We start from the raw sequence: 17,718 nt of genomic DNA on the forward strand, positions 1-17,718 counted from the left end.
GCCGCTGTGACCATCACCGCCGAACCCACCACCGAACCTCTCACCGACGACGATGTGCTGATCCTGTCCGACCCCGACCCCGACGAAGACCACTCCCCCACCCCATCCGCCGGGCCGGGCGCCAGCGCCGACGCGGTCAAGGACTACCTCCAGCAGATCGGCAAGGTCGCCCTGCTGTCGGCCGAACAAGAGGTCGAGCTGGCCCAGCGCATCGAGGCCGGAGTGTTCGCCGCGGAACGGCTTACCCGGCATGGCGGCGTGGACGGCGCCGCGGTGCCGTCGGATGTGCGGGCGGAGCTGCAGTGGCTGGCCGAGGACGGCCGCCGTGCCAAGGACCATCTGCTGGAGGCCAACCTTCGCCTGGTGGTCTCGATCGCCAAGCGGCACACCGGCCGGGGCATGGCCTTCGCCGACCTGATCCAGGAGGGCAACCTGGGGCTGATTCGCGCGGTGGAGAAGTTCGACTACACCAAGGGGTTCAAGTTCTCCACCTACGCCACCTGGTGGATCAAGCAGGCCGTCACCCGTGCGCTGGCCGATCAGGCGCGCACCATTCGCATTCCGGTGCACATGGTCGAAGTGATCAACAAGGTGGCGCGGGTGCGACGCCAGATGCTGGTCGCCCTTGGCCGCGAACCGGCCCCCGACGAGCTCGCGCTCGAGCTGGACATGACCGTGGAGAAGATCACCGAGGTGCAGAAGTACGGCCGCGAGCCGATCTCCCTGCACACCCCGCTCGGTGTCGAGGGGGATGCCGAGTTCGGCGATGTGATCGAAGACGCCGAGGCGATCACCCCGGAGGAGACGGTGGCCTTCGCCCTGCTGCAGCAACAGCTGCACGCGGTGCTGGAGACGCTGTCGGAGCGGGAGGCCGGGGTGATGCGTCTGCGGTTCGGCCTGAAAGACGGCCAACCCAAGACGTTGGACGAGATCGGCAAGGTCTATGGGGTGACCCGGGAGCGGATCCGGCAGATCGAATCCAAGACCATGGCCAAGCTGCGCCACCCCGCCCACGCCCGAGCGCTGCGCGATTACGTGTAGTCGCAGGGCGACGGGTTCCTGGTGAGGCGCGGCGGCCGGTCATGGCGGCGGTAGCTGGGCCGGCGGTGACCGCACACCGAACCGCCGGCTCCCCCGGTTCGCCGCGCATGATGCCCTCCGTTGGGCCATTGGGCCGTGCCGCTTGGGCGCCTTTTGCGCATGCCGGGGATGCCGAGCATGGGTGGAGTACCGCACCAGCTGAGCCCAGATGCGACCAAGAAGCCCTCGCCCAGCACGGGCGAGAGTTTTCCGCTGTCCGGATCGGTTCCGGCATGCCCGTAAGCCGCCGATATGGCCTGAACGCCCCCTCCGGTGAGGAGGGATCATGGCATCACTCGACGCCCTCGGGGACGGCCTCTGGGTAGAGCTCGTCCTAGTCGAGGCACTCCCACGCAGAAGCCGAACGGCTCACCGCCGACTGACATCTGATCCCGCCTCCGGCGAGGGGAGGCTGGTCAGTCTGGCGGCTCGCCGCACGAGGCAGACGACCTACCTGCACGATGGTCTCCCGATCAGTTAAACGCCCTTGAACTCCGCCCGCACGTCCTTTCAGCGTGGCCACGTCCTGGGAGAACTGAGCAACCACCGTCGCCTCAGGGTAAGTGCGCTCCAGCGTGGCACCAAGGCTGGAACTGCGGGCCACGATCGCCGAGGAGTAGCGCGGAGTGGAGATCGCGGCCATGCCGTAAGTGACTGCCTGCTCAGGATCACCCAGCCGGGCGCAGGCGATCCCCAGCTCCAACGCGGTGATCGCTCGTCTGGTCGGCGAAACCCGCGGATCCAGCCCGTACACCTCCATCGCCTGGTCGGCGAAGGCACGGGCCTGCTCGCTATGGCCAAGGCACAAACTCGTCGTAGCTGCCACCGACCACGACTGGGCGGCGGCGCTGCTGAACAGACCCCGCGCGTGCGGCACCTGCCGCTCGGCGTGGCCACACAGCAGGTTGAGCGCATCAGCGGCCGGATCGGTATGTCCGAGCCGGGCCTGGGTGCGCGCCAGTTGCCCCGCCAGGCGTATCTGCGCGACGCTTCCGGCCGGCGCCAGAGCGACGCCCTGCTGAGCGGCGCGTAGCGCCCGGTCCGGCTGGTCGTCGTACAGCAGGGTCGTGGCCTCCACATCCCACCCCGAGGCCGTCGTCTCATCATGGTCGACCTGGCCCCGAGACGGGAAGGCTGCGGGGGCCCTGCCAGGCCTGATGAGCCCTAAGAGCTGACGTTCGCCGGTGCCATCAGCCAAGAAAGACAACTGCCCGAAAAGTGATCTTCATCACTGTTTGACCTCTTGGTTTTATTTATTCCTTATGTAGATCTTGTGCCCCAGACGATCGCTGTGTAACTTCTGACCGTTTGCTGATGGAACGCTCTAAGCCGCTGTCTTTGATCTCGTCAGAGGGGCGGGGTGGAGTAGCGCGGGGCGTAGGCCGTCGCACTGACTGGTTCGGAAGGTGACGGCGTATGCGCCGCAGTTTGTCATGGTCGCGTTCGGCGAGCCGTAGGGCCTGGAGGACGCTGGCACTCACGACGGCGCTGATGCCGGGCTTGTTGTCCTTATCAGCGCTTCCGGCAACCGCTGCGGTGCGCGTCGTCACGCTGGTGCAAGACGGCGTTGATTCTCCCCAGCAGATGACGGGGTCAGCTGAAGGGCTCGCGTCATTGGTTGATTCCGCGGCGACGGCGACGTCGGTGGAGGTGCCGCAAGGTCCTCAGCAAGATCCCCGCGAGGATGACGCCGCACTGCCGATTGAGAAGCGATTCACCGACGAAGCCGCAGCCGCCACCTCCAAGGACGGCGGTTCGGCTCCGTCGGACGCGCAGCGGGCTGAGCGCCAGGGCGTGGCCGATGCCACCGGCAACACCGCTGCGACGGCGGAGGTCTGGTGCGACGGCTATTCGAGCTGGGACTCGACCCGGCGCTACGGCTACGGAGACGTGGTTCGCTGGGGCAGCCTGGACCTGTGGCAGGTGAGCGGCTTCAACAGCACGGTAGGGGTGCCTCCGGACTCCGACAGGGCGTGGACCAACATAGGAACGTGCTCGATTCACCAGTCTCCGTCGGTGGACGTCGTCTATCCCGACGATCAGATGCTGGTGGAGTCGCGGACGCCGACCTTGCGGGCCCAGGGACACAGCAACGACTCCTCTTCTCTTACGCAGATCGGTTTCACCTTCAAGGTCTGTGACAGCGCGGCGATGACCGGGACCTGCACCACCTCCGCCACGGTGAGCGACTACTGGGTAGGGGCATGGAAGGTTCCGGCCGGGAAGCTGGCCTGGAGCAAGCAGTACTGGTGGACCGCGACCGCCACCGACACCTCCAACGGCCTGAAGACGACCTCTTCGGTGGCTTCCTTCACCACCGGGGTGCGCCAGCCGGTGGTCGGCTCGCAGCTGGCCGCCCGCGGGGTCAACGGTCAGGAGTTTCAGCAACTGGCGGGCAACTACACCACCGAGACCACGGATCTGTCGGTGGCCACGGCCGGTCCGCCGCTGTCGGTGACGCGCTCTTACAACAGCATGGACGCGCGCACCGATGGCCTTTTTGGCGCGGGCTGGTCGAGCCGGTGGGACATGAAGCTGGTGCGCGAGGTGCGCGGGGCGCTGGTGACCGCGCTGGTGACCTACCCCGACGGGCGCCGGGTGCGGTTCGCCGCCAACGGCGACGGCACCTTCCAGCCGCCGCCGGGCATGTACGCCACGCTGGCCGATGTGACCGGCGGCGGCTGGCGGCTGATGGACAAATCGGCCACCTCCTATGTCTTCGACGCCCAGGGCCGGTTGACGAAGGTGACCGACGCCTACGGCCGGGGGCAGGATCTCCTCTACGGCACGGGCGGCAAGCTGGAGAAGGTGACGGCGACCGGCGGCCGGTCGCTGACGTTCACCTGGACCGGCGCGCACGTGACCGGAGTGTCCAGTGACGCGGTGGACGGCGCCCCGGTGATGTGGACCTACCAATACGACGGCGACCGGCTGATGGCGGCGTGCGCGCCGGTGGCCGCGCCCAACTGCACCCAGTACGCCTACGGCAGCGGGTCGCAGTATCGCGGCATCGTCGAAGACGCCGAGCCGTACGGCTACTGGCGGCTGGGCGAGGCATCCGGGTGGGAGGCGGCCGACCTGGGCTCGGCGGGCAGCGCCGAGTACAGCGGCGTGCGCACCAGCGTGGTCTACGGCAAGCCCGGCGCGCTGGCGGGAAGCACGGACACGGCGGTGCAGTTCAACAACTCGATGGTGGAGCTGCCCGAAAGCGCGATGACCCGTCCGGGAGATCAGACCTCGGTGGAGATGTGGTTCAAGACCGCCGGCTCCGGCGTGTTGATGGCCGCCTCCACCGATTACGGCACGGTGCCGGAAGGGCCGATGCTGTATGTCGGCACCGACGGCAAGCTGCGCGGCTCGTTCAAGGCGGTGGCCGCCCCGATGGCGTCGGCGGCCGCGGTCAACGACAATCAGTGGCACCACGTGGTGCTGACGGTTTCGGGTGCCGACCAGGTCCTGTATCTGGACGGGGCGCAGGTCGGCACGCTGACCGGCCAGGTGAACACCTGGCGTCCGTACGCCGCGGTCGGCGCCGGCATCGTGACCAAGGGGTCGGCGCCGGGGCTGCCGGCTGGGACCGGTTCGCAGGAGTTCCCCTTCGCCGGGTTCATCGACGAGGTCGCGATCTACGGCAAGCCGCTGACGGCGGCCGAGGTGGCGCTGCACTACGCGGCCCGGGCCGAGGCGCCGACCAAGCTCACGAAGATCACGCTGCCGTCCGGGCGGGTGTGGGCGACCAACACCTACGACGCGGGCACCGAGCGGCTCACCACCCACCTCGACCAGCACGGCGGCACCTGGAAGGTCGGCGTCCCGGCCACCGACTGGTGGGGGGAGGGCACCTCGACGGTCACCGTGACCGACCCGAAGAACAACACGCTGACCTACGCCCACGACCCCTGGCGCGGTGACCGCCTGGTCAGCCGCACCGACCAGCTGGGCAAGGTCACCGCATACGACTACGACACCGGCGGGTTCCTGGCCAAGATGACCGATCCCAACGGCAACGTCATCGAGCAGGTCAACGACGCTCGGGGCAACACCACCGCGGTCAAGACCTGCCGGGCGGCGGGAAGCTGCCAGACGGCCCGCCAGTCGTTCCACCTCAACAGCGCCGATGAGTTCGACCCGCGCAACGACCGGGTGATCGCCTCCCGGGACGCACGCTCGGCCAACGCCACCGACACCACCTATCTGGCGATCCGGGAATACACCGCTCGTGGCAACGTGGCCAAGGTGACCAGTCCAGCCACGCCGGACTTTCCCAGCGGCCGCTCGGTGACCTTCACCTATACCGATGGCACTGAGCCCGCGGTCGGTGGCGGAATCACCCCGGCGGGCCTGGTGAAGTCGCAGAAGAACGCCAAGGGCGACGAGACGACCTACCGCTACAACGCGGCCGGGGATCTGGCCGAGCAGACCAGCCCGTCCGGGTTGAAGGTCACGTTCGTCTACGACGCGCTGGGCCGGCCGGCCTCCCGCACCGAGATCTCCACCGCTCATCCCGACGGGATCACCTCCACCTTCACCTACGACGGGCTTGGTCGGCTGCTCACGCAGACCGGCGCCGGGGTGAAGAACGAGGTCACAGGCGTCACCCACACCGCCAAAGTCACCTCCACCTATGACGCGGACGGCAACACGCTCACGCAGACTTTCACCGACCTGACCGGCGGGGATGCGGCACGCACCACCACCTCCACCTACGACGCCTTCGGCCGGGCCGAGACGGTGACCGATCCTGAGGGCGGCGTGGTCCGCACCGCCTGGGATGTCACCGGCGCTCAGGTCTCGACGACCGACCCGCTGGGAACCGTCTACACCTACGGCTACACCAAGCGCGGTGAGCAAGCCTCAAAAACGATCAAGAATTGGACCGGTAGCCCGGTCAGCCCGCAGGCGGCCAAAGATGTGGTGCTGGAGTCGCGCTCCTACGACCCGGCCGGACGGCTGGCCACCGTGACCGACGCGATGGGCCGCAAGACCTCCTACACCTACTTCACCGACAACCGGCTGTCACAGACGATCGCCGACGACGTCAAGCTGAACGGCTCGACCACCCCGGCCGACGTGGTGCTGCAGGCCAACACCTACGACGCGGCCGGCAACCTCACCAAGCAGGTCACCGGCGGAGGCAAGGCCACCACCGACTACGTCTACGACGCCGCCAGACGCCTCACCTCCACCACGTTCGACCCCGCTGTGCTCAAGCGCACCACCGCCTACGCCTACGACGCGGCCGGCAACGTCACCAAGAAGGACTTCACCGGTGCGGGCAGCACCCGCACCGAATCCACCCTGTATGCCTACAATGCGTTGGGCCTGGTGACGAAACAGACGGTGGAAAACGGCGCCGACGACCTGGTCTCCACCAGCACCTACGACGACCGCGGCCTGCTCATCGAGGCGACTGACCCGCGCGGCAACGCTTCCGGCGCTACCGCCGCGGACTTCACCACCACGCTGCGCTACGACGCGGCGGGTCGGCTGGTGGAGACCACGGCCCCGCAGGTGAAGATCGACAAGAACGGGACGGCCACAGACGGGCGGCCCACGGTGACGTTCGGCTATGACACCGCCGGGCTGAAGACCCATACGGTGGATGCCGAAGGACGCACCGTCGTCTCGGCCTTCGACAAGGCCGGCCGGCTGACCTCGGCCACTTCCCCCGCCTACACTCCCCCTGGCGGCGACCCGATCACCCCCAAGGTCACCTACACCTATGACAGTGCAGGCCGCGTAACCAAAACCACCGACCCGCGCGGCTATGTCACCTCAACCGAATACGATGCGTTGAATCGTCCAGTTCGGGTGACCGACCCTGGCCCTTCAGGACCGGGAGGGGCACGAGTATCGGAATACGATCTACTGGGCGAGCCACTCGCGCTGATCGACCCCACCGGCGCGCGCAGCGAGGCCACCTTCGACGATCTCGGTCGGAAGATCACCGCCACGCAGATCGAGCGCAAGCCCACCACCGCCGCCTACACCACCACGCTGAGCTACGACACCGCCGACAACCTCACCAAGAGCGTTGCCCCCGGCAATAAGACCACCGGCTACACCGTCAACGCCGCCGGCCAGGTCACCAGCGTCACCGACCCGCTCACCCACAAGTCCACCTTCGACTATGACCTTCTCGGGCGCACCGCCCAGACAACCAATACGCTGGGCAATGTCGCCGAGGCCGAATACGACCTGGCCGGACGCAAAATCGGCGCCAAAGAATTCGACGCCACCGGCGCCGTCGTCCGCACTCTGGGCTTCGGCTACGACCCGGCCGGCAACCAGACCAGCCGCACCTCCGGCGAAGGGCACCTCACCCGGCAGACCTTCGACGCGGCGGGCCGGCAGACCTCGCTGATCGAGTCGGTCGCCGCGGATAAGTCGATCACCACCACGTTCGGCTACGACGCCACCGGAGCCCGCACCCGCCTCACCGACGGCCGCGGCAACACCACCTGGACCACCTACAACACCCTCGGCCTGGCCGAATCGGTCATCGAACCGGCCACCACCGCGCACCCCGATGCCGCTGACCGCACCTGGACCAGCGTCTACGACGCGGCCGGCAACGCTGTGACCACCCTGCAGCCGGGCGGGGTGCGGATCGACCGCACCTTCGACCCTCGAGATCAGCTGACCAAGCAGACCGGCGCCGGCGCCTCGGCCGCCACCGCCGAGCGCACCGTGACCTATGACCCGGCGGGCCGGGTGACCGCGATCGGCGACTACACCCTGGACTACAACGACCGCAGCCTGCCGACCAAGGTCTCCAAGGCCACCAACCAGATCGCCACCTACACCTACGACGGGTTGGGCAGCCTTACCCAGCGGGTCGACCCGACCGGCACCGCCGCCTACACCTACGACAGTGCCGGCAACCTCAAAACCGCGACCGACCCGGTCACCGGCCGCACCTGGACCTATGGCTACGACGACGCCGACCGGCTCACCAACAAGACCTCGGCCAACCCGGCGGGCAGCCAGAGCTACACCTACGACGCCATGGATCGGCTCGCCTCGCACACGCTGAAGAACAGCGCCGGCACCCAGCTGTCGAAGATCGTCTATGGCTGGGACAAGGATGACAACCTCACCACCAAGACCACTACCGGCACCGCCGGAGCCGGGGTCAACACCTACGGCTATGACCACGCAGGGCGCCTGACCTCTTGGACCGCGCCCGGTGGCGCCGGCACCGCCTATGAGTGGGACGACGCGGGCAACCGCACCAAGGCCGGGACCAAGACCTTCAGCTACGACGAGCGCAACCGGCTGACCTCCGGCGGCGGGGTCGACTACACCTACACCCCCCGCGGCACCCTCGCTTCGGAGACCACCGGCGGCGTCACCAAGAACCTCACCTTCGACGCCTTCGACCAGCTCATCTCCGACGGCGAGGCCAGCTATGGCTACGACGCCCTCGGCCGGATGACCTCCCGCACCAAGGGCGCCGCCCAGCAGCGGTTCGTCTACTCCGGTCTGACCAACGACATCAGCGTCATCACCGATGCCGCCGGTGCCGTCCAGGCCAAGTACGGCCGTGACCTGTTCGGCGGCCTGCTCAGCCTGCAGGAGGGCGGTGGCCCCGCGCTCGGCGTGATGTCCGATCTGCACGGCGACGTGGTGGGCACCTTCTCCGGCACCGCACTGGTCGACTCGACTGCCTACGACCCGTTCGGCGAGGTCACCCACCGCTCCGGCACCCAGCGCTCCCCGGGCTACCAGGGCGAGTACACCGACCCGGACACCGGCAAGGTCAACATGCACGCCCGCTGGTACCAGCCCGGCACTGGCAGCTTCGCCTCCCGCGACACCGCCACCCTCAGCCCGAACCCGTCGGTGCAGGCCAACCGCTACTCCTACGCCAACGCCGGCCCCCTCACCAACGCCGATCCCACCGGTCACAGCATCGTGGTCCAGACCGGAGGCTCCCAAAACGGCACGAGCGGGATCTCCGATTGGCAGTCCTATGACTGGACCAGTTCCCTGCAGTCGCGTAGTCGGGGCTGGGACTCCACCCCGATAGAAGCCATCCCGGGGAAGCCGTACTACGCGTGGCCCGATCAGCCGTGCGGTTGCTATATGAACGGCGGAGGACAAGCGCATTGGGACTTGCGCTGGAATCCAGGGCTATCAGACGAAGAGGCGCAGCGAATCGGCTACATGCCTAACGGCAGGCTTGCGCCTAAGGGAGTCAACATCTGGGCTGCGACCGAGGAGCAGCGTGACGCCTACATGGCGGCATACGACCACCTTATGCTGGCGACTAACTACCAGGCGAGCGATGACATGTTCGCCACTCTTTGGTCCTTGATAGTGGTGCCTGTTGCTGGAAGCCGCGCAGGAGGGCCGCCCGGAAGCACAGATCCTTGCAGTGGCAGCAACAGTGAGTCGTGCATCAGGAAACGCGCGACTTCGCGATGGGACGGCACCCGCTGGGTTCCCAACAAGCCAGCCAAAGCCCCTACCGTGTCGAATTCTAGGCTCAGGGACATTCTCGAGAAGGTCGACGGAGGGATCTACGCTCGTCCAGGCACGAGACCGGGCGTCGTCGGGGACGGGACGGTAGCGGCCGGGCTGGAATTTGAGTTCAGAACCGGCCTCATGATCAATAATAAATATCATCCCAATAAAGCCGCCGGGATAATGGCGCAGCTGTCCGAACTTCTGGAAGCAGATAGAAAGTCTCACAATAAGGTACTATCGGCCAGCGATCGAGCCGTCGCGCTTAAAGAGTTCACTAGAATTTGGCTCGCCATTACAAGCAAGGATGTCACTGGAAAGGTGATGGCTTGGGTAACGGCCGACGCTGCCAGGATGAACGACTTGGCACGCGTGATGAAGAAAACCCTGACGAGGTATGCCGTCAGTGAAATAACCGGAGAGAAGTTCACCCATGACCCGCAGGGTTATAAACAGCCTAAGTGGGAGCCCAGAACGACCGAGCGCCCGGGATTCCTCGGAGTCTTGGGCAAGCTGGCGAGGGCTGGAGGCATCCTCGTCGACGTATTCACGGTTGTTGGATTCGGATTCTGGTGGTGGGGGTGTGTGAACAGCAATGAATGCGATGACCCATATGCCGAGAAGAGAGACTACACGATGTGATCCCTGTCGCATCGCGAATGTGTGGCGAAGGAGTGATATCCTTGCACTTCACGTAAGCATGAAATGAATCATTGAAGTGAAGCGGTTCCGCTGTTTATCGGGAGGTGGGTCGTGTCGGATCAAGGGGATGATCAGTTGTTTAATCCACAAGATTCCGCAAATGTCGATCTCGACAATCTAATCCTTGAAGTACGGGCGATAATTATTAAGCTTGTTCCTGAAGCAGTGCCGATAATTCAGCAGCAGCAGCAGCTATGGGAGGAAGAGGAGGGGATTCCGCTATCGCTTTATGAATATGTGGGGTATTTGGCTCAAACCCTTATCCCCTCTCTCGAAGAGGGAAATGCGGAGCTAACACTTAGAGGCCTTCAAGCGATGGAAGAACTGTTGGAAATTCCATCGGCCTATCTGCGGGAAACCATTGACATCCGAATAATAGAGCCTTTTCTCGATTTACTTCTCGAAGTACGTGAACTTTGCGGGCCGAAGGTCCTCGCCATGCTGGAGAGCACATCCCTGTGAACAGGGCAGGAGCGCCTGTTCGCCATTGGCCTCGACAGCACGGGTTGCGCATCGTTGAAGCGGCGGAGACCTTCGGTGTAGGAGATGCACCGAAGCCCCCTTGCGCAAGATGGCGAGGTGCATACGTAAGAATTCGGCGCGGACGCAATCGGCCGAGCGGTGCCGGTCGTGATCGGTAGCGTCGCCTCAGCCGCCATCGAAGCGCGCCGTTGACGCGTGGGCCGCGCTGAATGATCGTCAGCACGTGTACATGCGGGTGACCTACACCCAGGACCAAAACGCCGAGTGGGTTCTGGAAGGGCGCCTGGTCACGGGCGAGCAGGCACAGCCGACCAGCCAGTGGCGGTGGCTCGAGTACGGGCCGGTGGGCAACCGGCCATGAGCAATCACGGCAGGGCGCCCCGGTCCGACCCAACCCGACAGGCCATCTACGGCGGGACGGAAATAGCCACTGTGCGCCGTCGTCGACCGACCGTTGCCAGAGTTGGCTTTTCCGCTGGCACGCGGGGCTGATGGTGAAGATGGGTCAGCTGGCCCAGAGGACTTTGACGATGGCGACCCGTCGTTGATCCTCCAAGATCAGGAAGAAGACCAGGCCGTGTTTGTGGTCACCGAACGCAGCCGAGCGCAGCGGCGCGTCGGGATTGGTCGTGCTCGCGGACGGAAAGCTCCATGGGGCGCTCTCCAGCGCGGCGCGTAACTCCAGGTAGAACGGCAGTGCCGCGACGGGCAGGGTGTCGAGCTGGGCCAGGACGTCGGGGTCGTGCTCGACCTGATACACCTGCCGTTACTCGCCGGCGGCGATGCGGGAGCGTAGCCGTGCCTCGATCGCGTCCCACCCAATCGTCGCGAGATTCTGGCCGCTGCCGGCGATACCGGCGGCGACCTCCACCACCCGCTGGTACTCCCCCCGGGCACACAGCACGGCGATCGGCCACCAGCGCTCGACGAAGTCCAGGGCCGGGGCCAAGTCGAGTTCCTCGGTCGCCTGTGCCATGGCCGCCCGGTATTCCCGGTCGAACGTCTCGACGTGCTGCGGCGCGAGCGCGGCGCGAATGGCCTTGGGCGTGCGCTCAAGGGTCGGGGTCGGGTCGGGGCCGTGGGGCTGAGCGGTCATCAGAGGTCTCCTTCGCGTACTCCTGCCAGCCTAGACCGCCCGTGGCATGTGGATCGGCTTTTCCTTTTTCCCTGTTGATCCTGCTTCGGGGGTGAACCCGCGACGGAACCGGTTCGCACGTTAAACCGGTCCGACGGGCCAACCAGGCTGATCCGGCCGGCATCGTCATCGGCCTGAGCCTGGCTGCGGCAGCGGCGGGGAAACCGTGTCGATGCGCCTGGCCCTGTCGAAGGGGGTGCGCGTGAGGACCGCATAGGCGAAGCTCACCTTGGTGAGTGTCGACCAGTCGAAATGCGCGTCGATGAGCGTTGCGTTATCGAAGCGGGTATAGGTGAGCTTGGCCCAGCTGAAGTAGGTGCCGATAAGTCTCGCCCTGTCGAAGCTGGTCCGATTGAGTTCCGCCGGTGCGGGCCTGCCCGGCGGCCTGGACCTTGACCGGCCGCGCAGCTGAGCACACTACTGACAGGTAAGGCCCTGGGCCGCCGTACAACTCCTAACGGAATGAGGTCGGTCGAGTCCGCGGACATGATCGGTCGTTGAACCGGGTGTGAGGAAGGGCGAACAGCCACCCTGAATCGTGTCCGATGGACCCTGGCAACGGATCGAGCCGTTGCTTCCGACGGTCGAACGTCGCTACCGCTACCCCGGACGCAAGCGGATCGACGACCGCAAAGCGTTGTGCGGAATCCTGTTCGTGCTCTACACCGCGATCCCGTGGGAGTTCCTACCCCAGGAGCTGGGCTTCGGCTCGGGCATGACCTGCTGGCGGCGGCTGCGCGACTGGCATCAGACCGGCGTCTGGAACGCCCTGCATGAGCTGCTACTGGCCGAGCTGCACGCCGCTGACCGGCTGGACTGGTCCAAGGCGGTGATCGACAGCTCGCAGGTGCGGGCGCTCAAGGGCGGCCCAAACCGGCCCGAGCCCGGTCGATCGAGGCAAGACCGGCTCCAAGCACCGTGTGATCACCGACGGGAACGGCATCCCGTTGGCGGTCAGCCTCGGCGGCGGCAACCGCAACGACATCCTGCAGCTCATGCCCCTGGTGGAGGCGATTCCACCAGTCCGCGGCAAGGTCGGCAAGCCTCGCCGAGGGCCCAAGACGCTGGATGCCGACCGCGCCTACGATCACGACCGCTACCGCCGCCAGCTGCGAGAGAAGAGCATCGAGCCGATCATTGTGCGCCGCGGGACCGCGCATGGCTCCGGCCTGGGCGTGCATCGCTGGGTGGTTGAGCAGACGATCGCCCTGCTGCACTGGTTTCGCCGATTACGCATCCGCTGGGAGATCCGCGACGACATCCACGAGGCCTTCATGACCCTGGCCTCTGCCATCATCTGCTGGCGACGCCTCAATCGCTGAGCCTTTTTCACCCTGATGCGGAAGCATCAGACGGTCAGAGCAGGAAATGGAGTACCGCTGAGCCGGCTACTGGCGGCCTCGCCCAGTTTGAGTCTAGATCGACTGCGCTTACGACGCCCGGCATGTGAGCCTAAAGGCTCATTCTGCGTGACGCCGGCACCGACACCGACACCGCCACCGCCACCGCGTAAGGCTCCGTAGCCGCCCTGGACTGCGGACATCGCAGGCCAGCACACCCTGCTCGCAACCGGGGGCAAGTCTGCGGGCTAGCACCGGGGTGCGCTGATGTCACCTCTCGAGGCCGCACGCGATTTCCGTCGGGCCCGCATGTCAGGATTTCTCTGATCTAACCACGGAGAGAGCAGGATTCTCGTGAGCGTCTACAGCTGGCTTGATGACGATGCATTCTGTGCAACGCACGTCCGCGGCCTTACCCCGTACGAGGCGTTGGCCCGCCTTGGGATCGAGGTGTTCGACGGTGACGACGAGGAAGGCGAAATTGAGGAGGGTCTCATCTGCGCCCATCCGGCCGAGGGGGGCACCATTCTGGGCGAGTTCAACGGCTTCGCCGGCAGGCTGGACGAGGTGCTGCGGCCCTTGTCGGCCGGAACGGTCACGGCAAGCGTCTTCGTCAACGCCAACAGGGTCGCGGACTTCGTCCACTACGCGGACGGCCACAAGGTCCTGTCGTTCGACCCGCTGATCCCCCATCCCGAGGCCGACGCCCAAGCGGACTACCTGGCCGACCGGATCGAACTCGGCCTGGTCCATGGCAACTCAGAGGGCGGGCTTGTCGCGGCGCGGCAGCTGGCCGAGCACATCACCGGGGTACGGCCGAACGCTTCCAGCCGCATCGTGACCGCCCACGGCTTCCTTGAGTACTGACAGTGCTCTGTTCCCTGCCCTCACCAGCGATGAGCTGCGATGCCAGGATGAAAAAAGGCTTACTGATCGCATTTTGTTAGGAGTTGTTAAGGGCGGACTCCTCCCACCCGAGGATGCCCAGGGCCTCGGCGAGCGCGGTCGTCACCCAGCCGGGCCCGCCCTCAGAGGCGGTCCGGCACTCGGTGAACTCGCCGACCAGCTCCGTCATCGGCGGGCAGACGATCCGGCTCGACCACCCCGGCGCAGGCAGGTACAGCCACCGCCACCGGACCCTACCCCCGAGCACAGCGGCTACCGCGGCGACGTCGATCGAGTCGGGGACCCCGATGATGCGGCACATCAGGACGTCATCCTCACCTCGGTGGTGGGGTCGGGCTCGGCAGGCACAACTGGGACCTCGGTCACGAACGGCGGCGGATCAAACGGCGGCCAGGGTGCCGCGTTGTGTCGGCGCCAACCGTGCTCGGCCACAACCTCCTCCATCCAGGCGCTGATCTCCTCTGGGGGCATGCCGCGCTGGGGCGGGCGCAGCACCTGGTCGTCGGGGGCATCGGGCAGGCGCAGCTGCCAGCCTCCGGCGGGGCCGGGGCGCCCCCAGATCCACCACAGGGTCGCATACCGCAGGCTGGGCGCGTACCGCAGCATGTCGTCGCTCATTGCTGCTCCTGCAGGCCGTCGTCTACCACTCGGGTCGCCAGCGTGATGCGCGGCTTGTGGTAGGTCTCGGCGATGTGGCCGTTCTTCGTCCGGCAGTGGGTGCCCGCGATGGCCTGGCAGGTGGCGCACACCTCCTGCCGGGCCTGGGCCTGGATCGCCGCCGCCCGGGCGGCGCGTGGCGACTCCCACTCCTCCAAACCGGGGATGCCATTGAGCCCGTCGAGGTAGGCGATGCCCGGCTCCTCATCGCGCCACGGCAGGTCTTCGGAGACCAGGGCCAGCACTTGGTGCAGCGACAGCACGGTGGACAGCCGTTTGCCCCACTGCTGCCGGTCGGAGCCGTGCGCGCGGGCTCCCCACGGCTCCCAGTTGGGCAGGTAGGGCCGTAGCGGCTGCCATTGGGAGATGACCGCGTCGGCTCGCGCGACGTCCTGGCCGAGCCTGCCCAGCTCATCGGCCATCGCATCCAGCCGGTCACAGATGTTGGCGCCGAGTTCGATCGGCACGGCTGGGGTTTCGGCGGCGAGGGCGAGCTGGCGCAGCCACACCCGGGCGGCGTCCAGGTGCACGGCGAGCTCGTCCAGGGTGATGCGCTTCCCACAACGGAGGTGCTCGGTGCGGGCCGGATCCGTCGAGGTCTGCTTCTTGTGCTCGGCGCTCATAGGAACCTCACCCGAGCGACCACGGCCATCAGCGGGCCGGCGCCGACCGCCGCGGTCAATGCGTCGGCGGGCGTGGCGTGAGTGCTGACGGCGGTGGCCGGGCCGCACAGCAGGACGTGCTGGGTGCGGTCGATGAGGTGCCACCAGTCGTCAGGCAGCGTCGTCGCCTCGGACGCTTCCCACAGGACAATGTCATCCCAGCCCTCATGATCCACATGGGCGATCGCTTCCACGGACTGGGCGGCGACGTTCAGCCGCAGCCGCCAGGCCGGGTCCGGCTCGGGGATGACGGTCAGGTCCCAGCGGGGCCATCCGCACCGGCTGCGCAGGTCGTCGGCTCCGGCGTCGGGCGCCTGCGGCTCCAGGATCACGATGGGCAACGGCCCGCCGTGGGAGGTATTCACCATGCCGGGGAAAAGCGCGTAGCTCGGCGGCCCGCCCGCCGCACCGGCCCCAGGCTCGGATTCGGTGTCGTCGGCCGCCTCCAGGTCGAGGAGGAACGGGCTGATGTCGGCGCCGCCCGCGGCCCAGTGGTCGCGCGCGTCGTCCAGGAGGTCCGCGACCTCCTCGGCCGGCATGCGGTCCAGGGCGGCCAGCGCCTCGGCGCCGTCGCCGCTGTCGTTTGCCTGCCGGGCGAGCGGCTGCCAGGTGCGGGTCGCCGGCGAGGCGAACGAGCCGGGGACGGGCAGCAGTCCGTAGACGGCGCCGGCCAGCGCCGCGATCGTGACGCGGTCGGCGAGCAGCCGCGGGATCACCGAAGCCTGGCACGGCTGGCAGCCGGCGCGGCATGCCGCCACCGCGGCGACGGCGAGCGGCAGGTTCACCGGGCGGCCGGCGGCGTAGGGCGAATCGGCCAGGATGGCCAGATCCGGGGCAGGGTGCTGGTGTGCGGTGCCCGCGTTGGCGCTGACGTAGGCGGCGCCGGGGGCGCGTTGCTGACGCTTTCTGGCACGGTTCTTGCGGGCGTGATCGTTCGGCATCGCTCAACCCTTTTTCGGCGCGTACGGCCCCATGACCCGCAGCACACGATTCAGGTTCGAGCGGCACGGCGGATGACGGTCGCGAGCGACCGGGATGCTCCACACAGGTGGTGCAGCTGAGCCGGACAAGGCCGGGCACCTTCGCCTCGATGCCGCGCGCTCATGGGCCGCCCGGCAGGCTTGGGCCGATGTGCACGGCCCTGAACGCACAATACCGGGCGAGGAGCCGGCCGGTACAGCCACGGCCGGCATCTGCCGTCCTGCCGTGGTCGCGGCAGACAGCGACGGCGGCCGCAGGGTTCAGCACACCTGCCGGCAGCCAGCGGCGTGGAGCGTTTCGAGCACCCGGGCACCAACCGCCTGAGTATGCCCGCGGGCATGCTCAGCGCGGTGATCGTCAGCCCTCAGCTGAGGGCGGCCTGCAGGTCGGCGCGGGACAACACGGTGCCGCTCGGCCAGAGGCGTTCGGTCAGTGCCAGCAGGCCTGCCCACGACCCAGCCCGCCCCAGGTCTTTCCGCCGAACGGCGATCTGTCCCCTCCGATGCTGTTCGCCCTCGGGCGTGCCCACCGGCATCGCGCCGGGGCGAACAACGCCGTGCGATAACGATTGAGAGGTCCTGGCCATCTTTAGGGCCGCGGAGGCCGTCTACATAGGCATGACAGTGGCAATACTGCGCCTCGTGCAGGCGGTGCAGCGGTACAGGGCGCGTCGGATGACCCGGGAGCTGACCGGCCCGTCGCTCGAGCATCTCTACCATCACTACGGGCGGGAGATTCTCGCCAAAGCCGCCGCCGAGCCCGCGCTGTCGCAGGCCATCGCCCAGGAGATGGACGACATCGAGACGACCTTGCGGCGCGAGGGGCTGCCCGGGACACCTGGTCACCTGCGCGCGTTTCTCCTCGGATACGGCCAGGGCGTGATGGACTCGGCCGTGATCCGACCGGATCTGGTCGCGGCGCAGATGCCTCACACCGGCTACCCTCCCCCGGTCGTCCAGTTGGGCGCGCTGTGTCAAAAAGCCCTCGCCGAGGGGCTGGTGCGGATGAGCGTCGGCCCCGCGCGCCGATCCACGATCATCAGATAGTGACGACACCAAGACGCCGATGATCTTCAGGGGGCATGCTTGCCCCGCGGCTCCCCAAAGTCACCGGGGGTGCTTGGTGATCGACGATGGATGCGCATGACGGCATGGACTATTTTTTCGCCGAATGGCCTTCATCTGCGGTGATGACGCGCATGGCGTGCTCGCCCTGCTGCCCCTGCTCGGCAAGCTCGCTGCGGCGCCGAAGCGGGAGCCGGGCGGCACTGCGGCCACGCCCAGCCGTGCTTTGTGAAAATCCC

General features: G+C 66.9%; 15 protein-coding genes and 1 pseudogene. 8 read left to right on the forward strand and 8 right to left on the reverse strand.

All coding sequences use genetic code 11. From position 1 onward, the window contains the following. Nucleotides 1–15: 15 nt before the first annotated feature. Nucleotides 16–1,041 (forward strand): annotated as a pseudogene (locus ACQPYK_RS50090) (RNA polymerase sigma factor); the annotation flags it as partial. A 373-nt stretch (nucleotides 1,042–1,414) separates the two neighbouring features. On the opposite strand, the gene ACQPYK_RS50095 reads toward ACQPYK_RS50090, so the two are convergent. Further along, nucleotides 1,415–2,158 carry a hypothetical protein gene (locus tag ACQPYK_RS50095; protein ID WP_433259389.1) on the reverse strand — a complete coding sequence of 248 codons (744 nt, stop codon included), beginning with the start codon at nucleotides 2,156–2,158 and terminating at the stop codon, nucleotides 1,415–1,417. A gap of 566 nt (nucleotides 2,159–2,724) precedes the next feature. Between ACQPYK_RS50095 and ACQPYK_RS50100 the strand changes: the two genes are divergently transcribed. The 3 genes from ACQPYK_RS50100 to ACQPYK_RS50110 all read left to right on the forward strand — a co-directional run bounded on the left by ACQPYK_RS50100 (nucleotide 2,725) and on the right by ACQPYK_RS50110 (nucleotide 11,095). Beyond that, complete coding sequence (locus tag ACQPYK_RS50100) at nucleotides 2,725–10,191, forward strand: LamG-like jellyroll fold domain-containing protein (RefSeq protein WP_433259391.1); 7,467 nt, start codon at nucleotides 2,725–2,727, stop codon at nucleotides 10,189–10,191. 111 nt (nucleotides 10,192–10,302) lie between these two features. Next, on the forward strand, nucleotides 10,303–10,713 hold the full coding sequence (locus ACQPYK_RS50105) for a hypothetical protein (protein WP_433259392.1): 411 nt from the start codon (nucleotides 10,303–10,305) through the stop codon (nucleotides 10,711–10,713). Between the two features lie 244 nt (nucleotides 10,714–10,957). Continuing rightward, nucleotides 10,958–11,095 carry a hypothetical protein gene (locus tag ACQPYK_RS50110; RefSeq protein WP_433259394.1) on the forward strand — a complete coding sequence of 46 codons (138 nt, stop codon included), beginning with the start codon at nucleotides 10,958–10,960 and terminating at the stop codon, nucleotides 11,093–11,095. A 144-nt stretch (nucleotides 11,096–11,239) separates the two neighbouring features. On the opposite strand, the gene ACQPYK_RS50115 is transcribed toward ACQPYK_RS50110, so the two are convergent. From ACQPYK_RS50115 to ACQPYK_RS50125, 3 genes are all read right to left on the reverse strand, one after another. After that, a complete protein-coding gene (locus ACQPYK_RS50115; protein ID WP_433259396.1) occupies nucleotides 11,240–11,494 on the reverse strand; it encodes a hypothetical protein in 255 nt (84 codons plus the stop codon). Between the two features lie 6 nt (nucleotides 11,495–11,500). Next, nucleotides 11,501–11,830, reverse strand: coding sequence for a DUF6247 family protein (locus ACQPYK_RS50120; protein ID WP_433259398.1), 330 nt, complete (start codon nucleotides 11,828–11,830; stop codon nucleotides 11,501–11,503). A gap of 165 nt (nucleotides 11,831–11,995) precedes the next feature. Then, nucleotides 11,996–12,277, reverse strand: coding sequence for a pentapeptide repeat-containing protein (locus ACQPYK_RS50125; RefSeq protein WP_433259804.1), 282 nt, complete (start codon nucleotides 12,275–12,277; stop codon nucleotides 11,996–11,998). A 127-nt stretch (nucleotides 12,278–12,404) separates the two neighbouring features. Here ACQPYK_RS50125 and ACQPYK_RS50130 point away from each other — a divergent pair. After that, nucleotides 12,405–13,191, forward strand: a protein-coding gene (locus tag ACQPYK_RS50130) for an IS5 family transposase (RefSeq protein ID WP_433259805.1) whose coding sequence is annotated in 2 segments (ribosomal slippage) — nucleotides 12,405–12,739 and nucleotides 12,738–13,191 — 789 coding nt in all. Because the reading frame shifts where the segments join, the coding sequence is not laid out codon by codon here. Nucleotides 13,192–13,563: 372 nt separating this feature from the next. Further along, a complete protein-coding gene (locus ACQPYK_RS50135) occupies nucleotides 13,564–14,076 on the forward strand; it encodes a DUF6461 domain-containing protein (RefSeq protein ID WP_433259399.1) in 513 nt (170 codons plus the stop codon). 76 nt (nucleotides 14,077–14,152) lie between these two features. On the opposite strand, the gene ACQPYK_RS50140 is transcribed toward ACQPYK_RS50135, so the two are convergent. The 4 genes from ACQPYK_RS50140 to ACQPYK_RS50155 are packed head-to-tail and all read right to left on the reverse strand — an operon-like array spanning nucleotide 14,153 to nucleotide 16,375. Next, a complete protein-coding gene (locus ACQPYK_RS50140) occupies nucleotides 14,153–14,416 on the reverse strand; it encodes a hypothetical protein (RefSeq protein WP_433259401.1) in 264 nt (87 codons plus the stop codon). Next, nucleotides 14,416–14,733, reverse strand: coding sequence for a hypothetical protein (locus ACQPYK_RS50145; protein ID WP_433259403.1), 318 nt, complete (start codon nucleotides 14,731–14,733; stop codon nucleotides 14,416–14,418). Before ACQPYK_RS50145 ends, ACQPYK_RS50140 begins: the two co-directional genes overlap by 1 nt. Next, nucleotides 14,730–15,395 carry a hypothetical protein gene (locus ACQPYK_RS50150; protein WP_433259405.1) on the reverse strand — a complete coding sequence of 222 codons (666 nt, stop codon included), beginning with the start codon at nucleotides 15,393–15,395 and terminating at the stop codon, nucleotides 14,730–14,732. Before ACQPYK_RS50150 ends, ACQPYK_RS50145 begins: the two co-directional genes overlap by 4 nt. Then, on the reverse strand, nucleotides 15,392–16,375 hold the full coding sequence (locus ACQPYK_RS50155; RefSeq protein WP_433259407.1) for a hypothetical protein: 984 nt from the start codon (nucleotides 16,373–16,375) through the stop codon (nucleotides 15,392–15,394). The genes ACQPYK_RS50150 and ACQPYK_RS50155 overlap by 4 nt, the downstream gene beginning before the upstream one ends. 714 nt (nucleotides 16,376–17,089) lie before the next feature. Here ACQPYK_RS50155 and ACQPYK_RS50160 point away from each other — a divergent pair. Together ACQPYK_RS50160 and ACQPYK_RS50165 are read left to right on the forward strand one after the other, a co-directional pair. Beyond that, entirely contained in the window at nucleotides 17,090–17,461 is a 372-nt protein-coding gene (locus ACQPYK_RS50160; RefSeq protein ID WP_433259408.1) for a hypothetical protein, read from the forward strand. A 124-nt stretch (nucleotides 17,462–17,585) separates the two neighbouring features. After that, a complete protein-coding gene (locus ACQPYK_RS50165; RefSeq protein WP_433259410.1) occupies nucleotides 17,586–17,711 on the forward strand; it encodes a hypothetical protein in 126 nt (41 codons plus the stop codon). Nucleotides 17,712–17,718 lie beyond the last annotated feature (7 nt).

The sequence above is a fragment of the Streptosporangium sp. CA-135522 genome, from assembly GCF_050949235.1.
Lineage (GTDB): Bacteria > Actinomycetota > Actinomycetes > Streptosporangiales > Streptosporangiaceae > Streptosporangium.

Coding starts and splice junctions, on each gene's coding strand:
- ACQPYK_RS50155 (WP_433259407.1), bottom strand. CDS start 16,375: ATGCCGAACGATCACGCCCGCAAGAACCGTGCCAGAAAGCGTCAGCAA.
- ACQPYK_RS50145 (WP_433259403.1), bottom strand. CDS start 14,733: ATGAGCGACGACATGCTGCGGTACGCGCCCAGCCTGCGGTATGCGACC.
- ACQPYK_RS50120 (WP_433259398.1), bottom strand. CDS start 11,830: ATGACCGCTCAGCCCCACGGCCCCGACCCGACCCCGACCCTTGAGCGC.
- ACQPYK_RS50160 (WP_433259408.1), top strand. CDS start 17,090: ATGACCCGGGAGCTGACCGGCCCGTCGCTCGAGCATCTCTACCATCAC.
- ACQPYK_RS50140 (WP_433259401.1), bottom strand. CDS start 14,416: ATGTGCCGCATCATCGGGGTCCCCGACTCGATCGACGTCGCCGCGGTA.
- ACQPYK_RS50150 (WP_433259405.1), bottom strand. CDS start 15,395: ATGAGCGCCGAGCACAAGAAGCAGACCTCGACGGATCCGGCCCGCACC.
- ACQPYK_RS50165 (WP_433259410.1), top strand. CDS start 17,586: ATGGCCTTCATCTGCGGTGATGACGCGCATGGCGTGCTCGCCCTGCTG.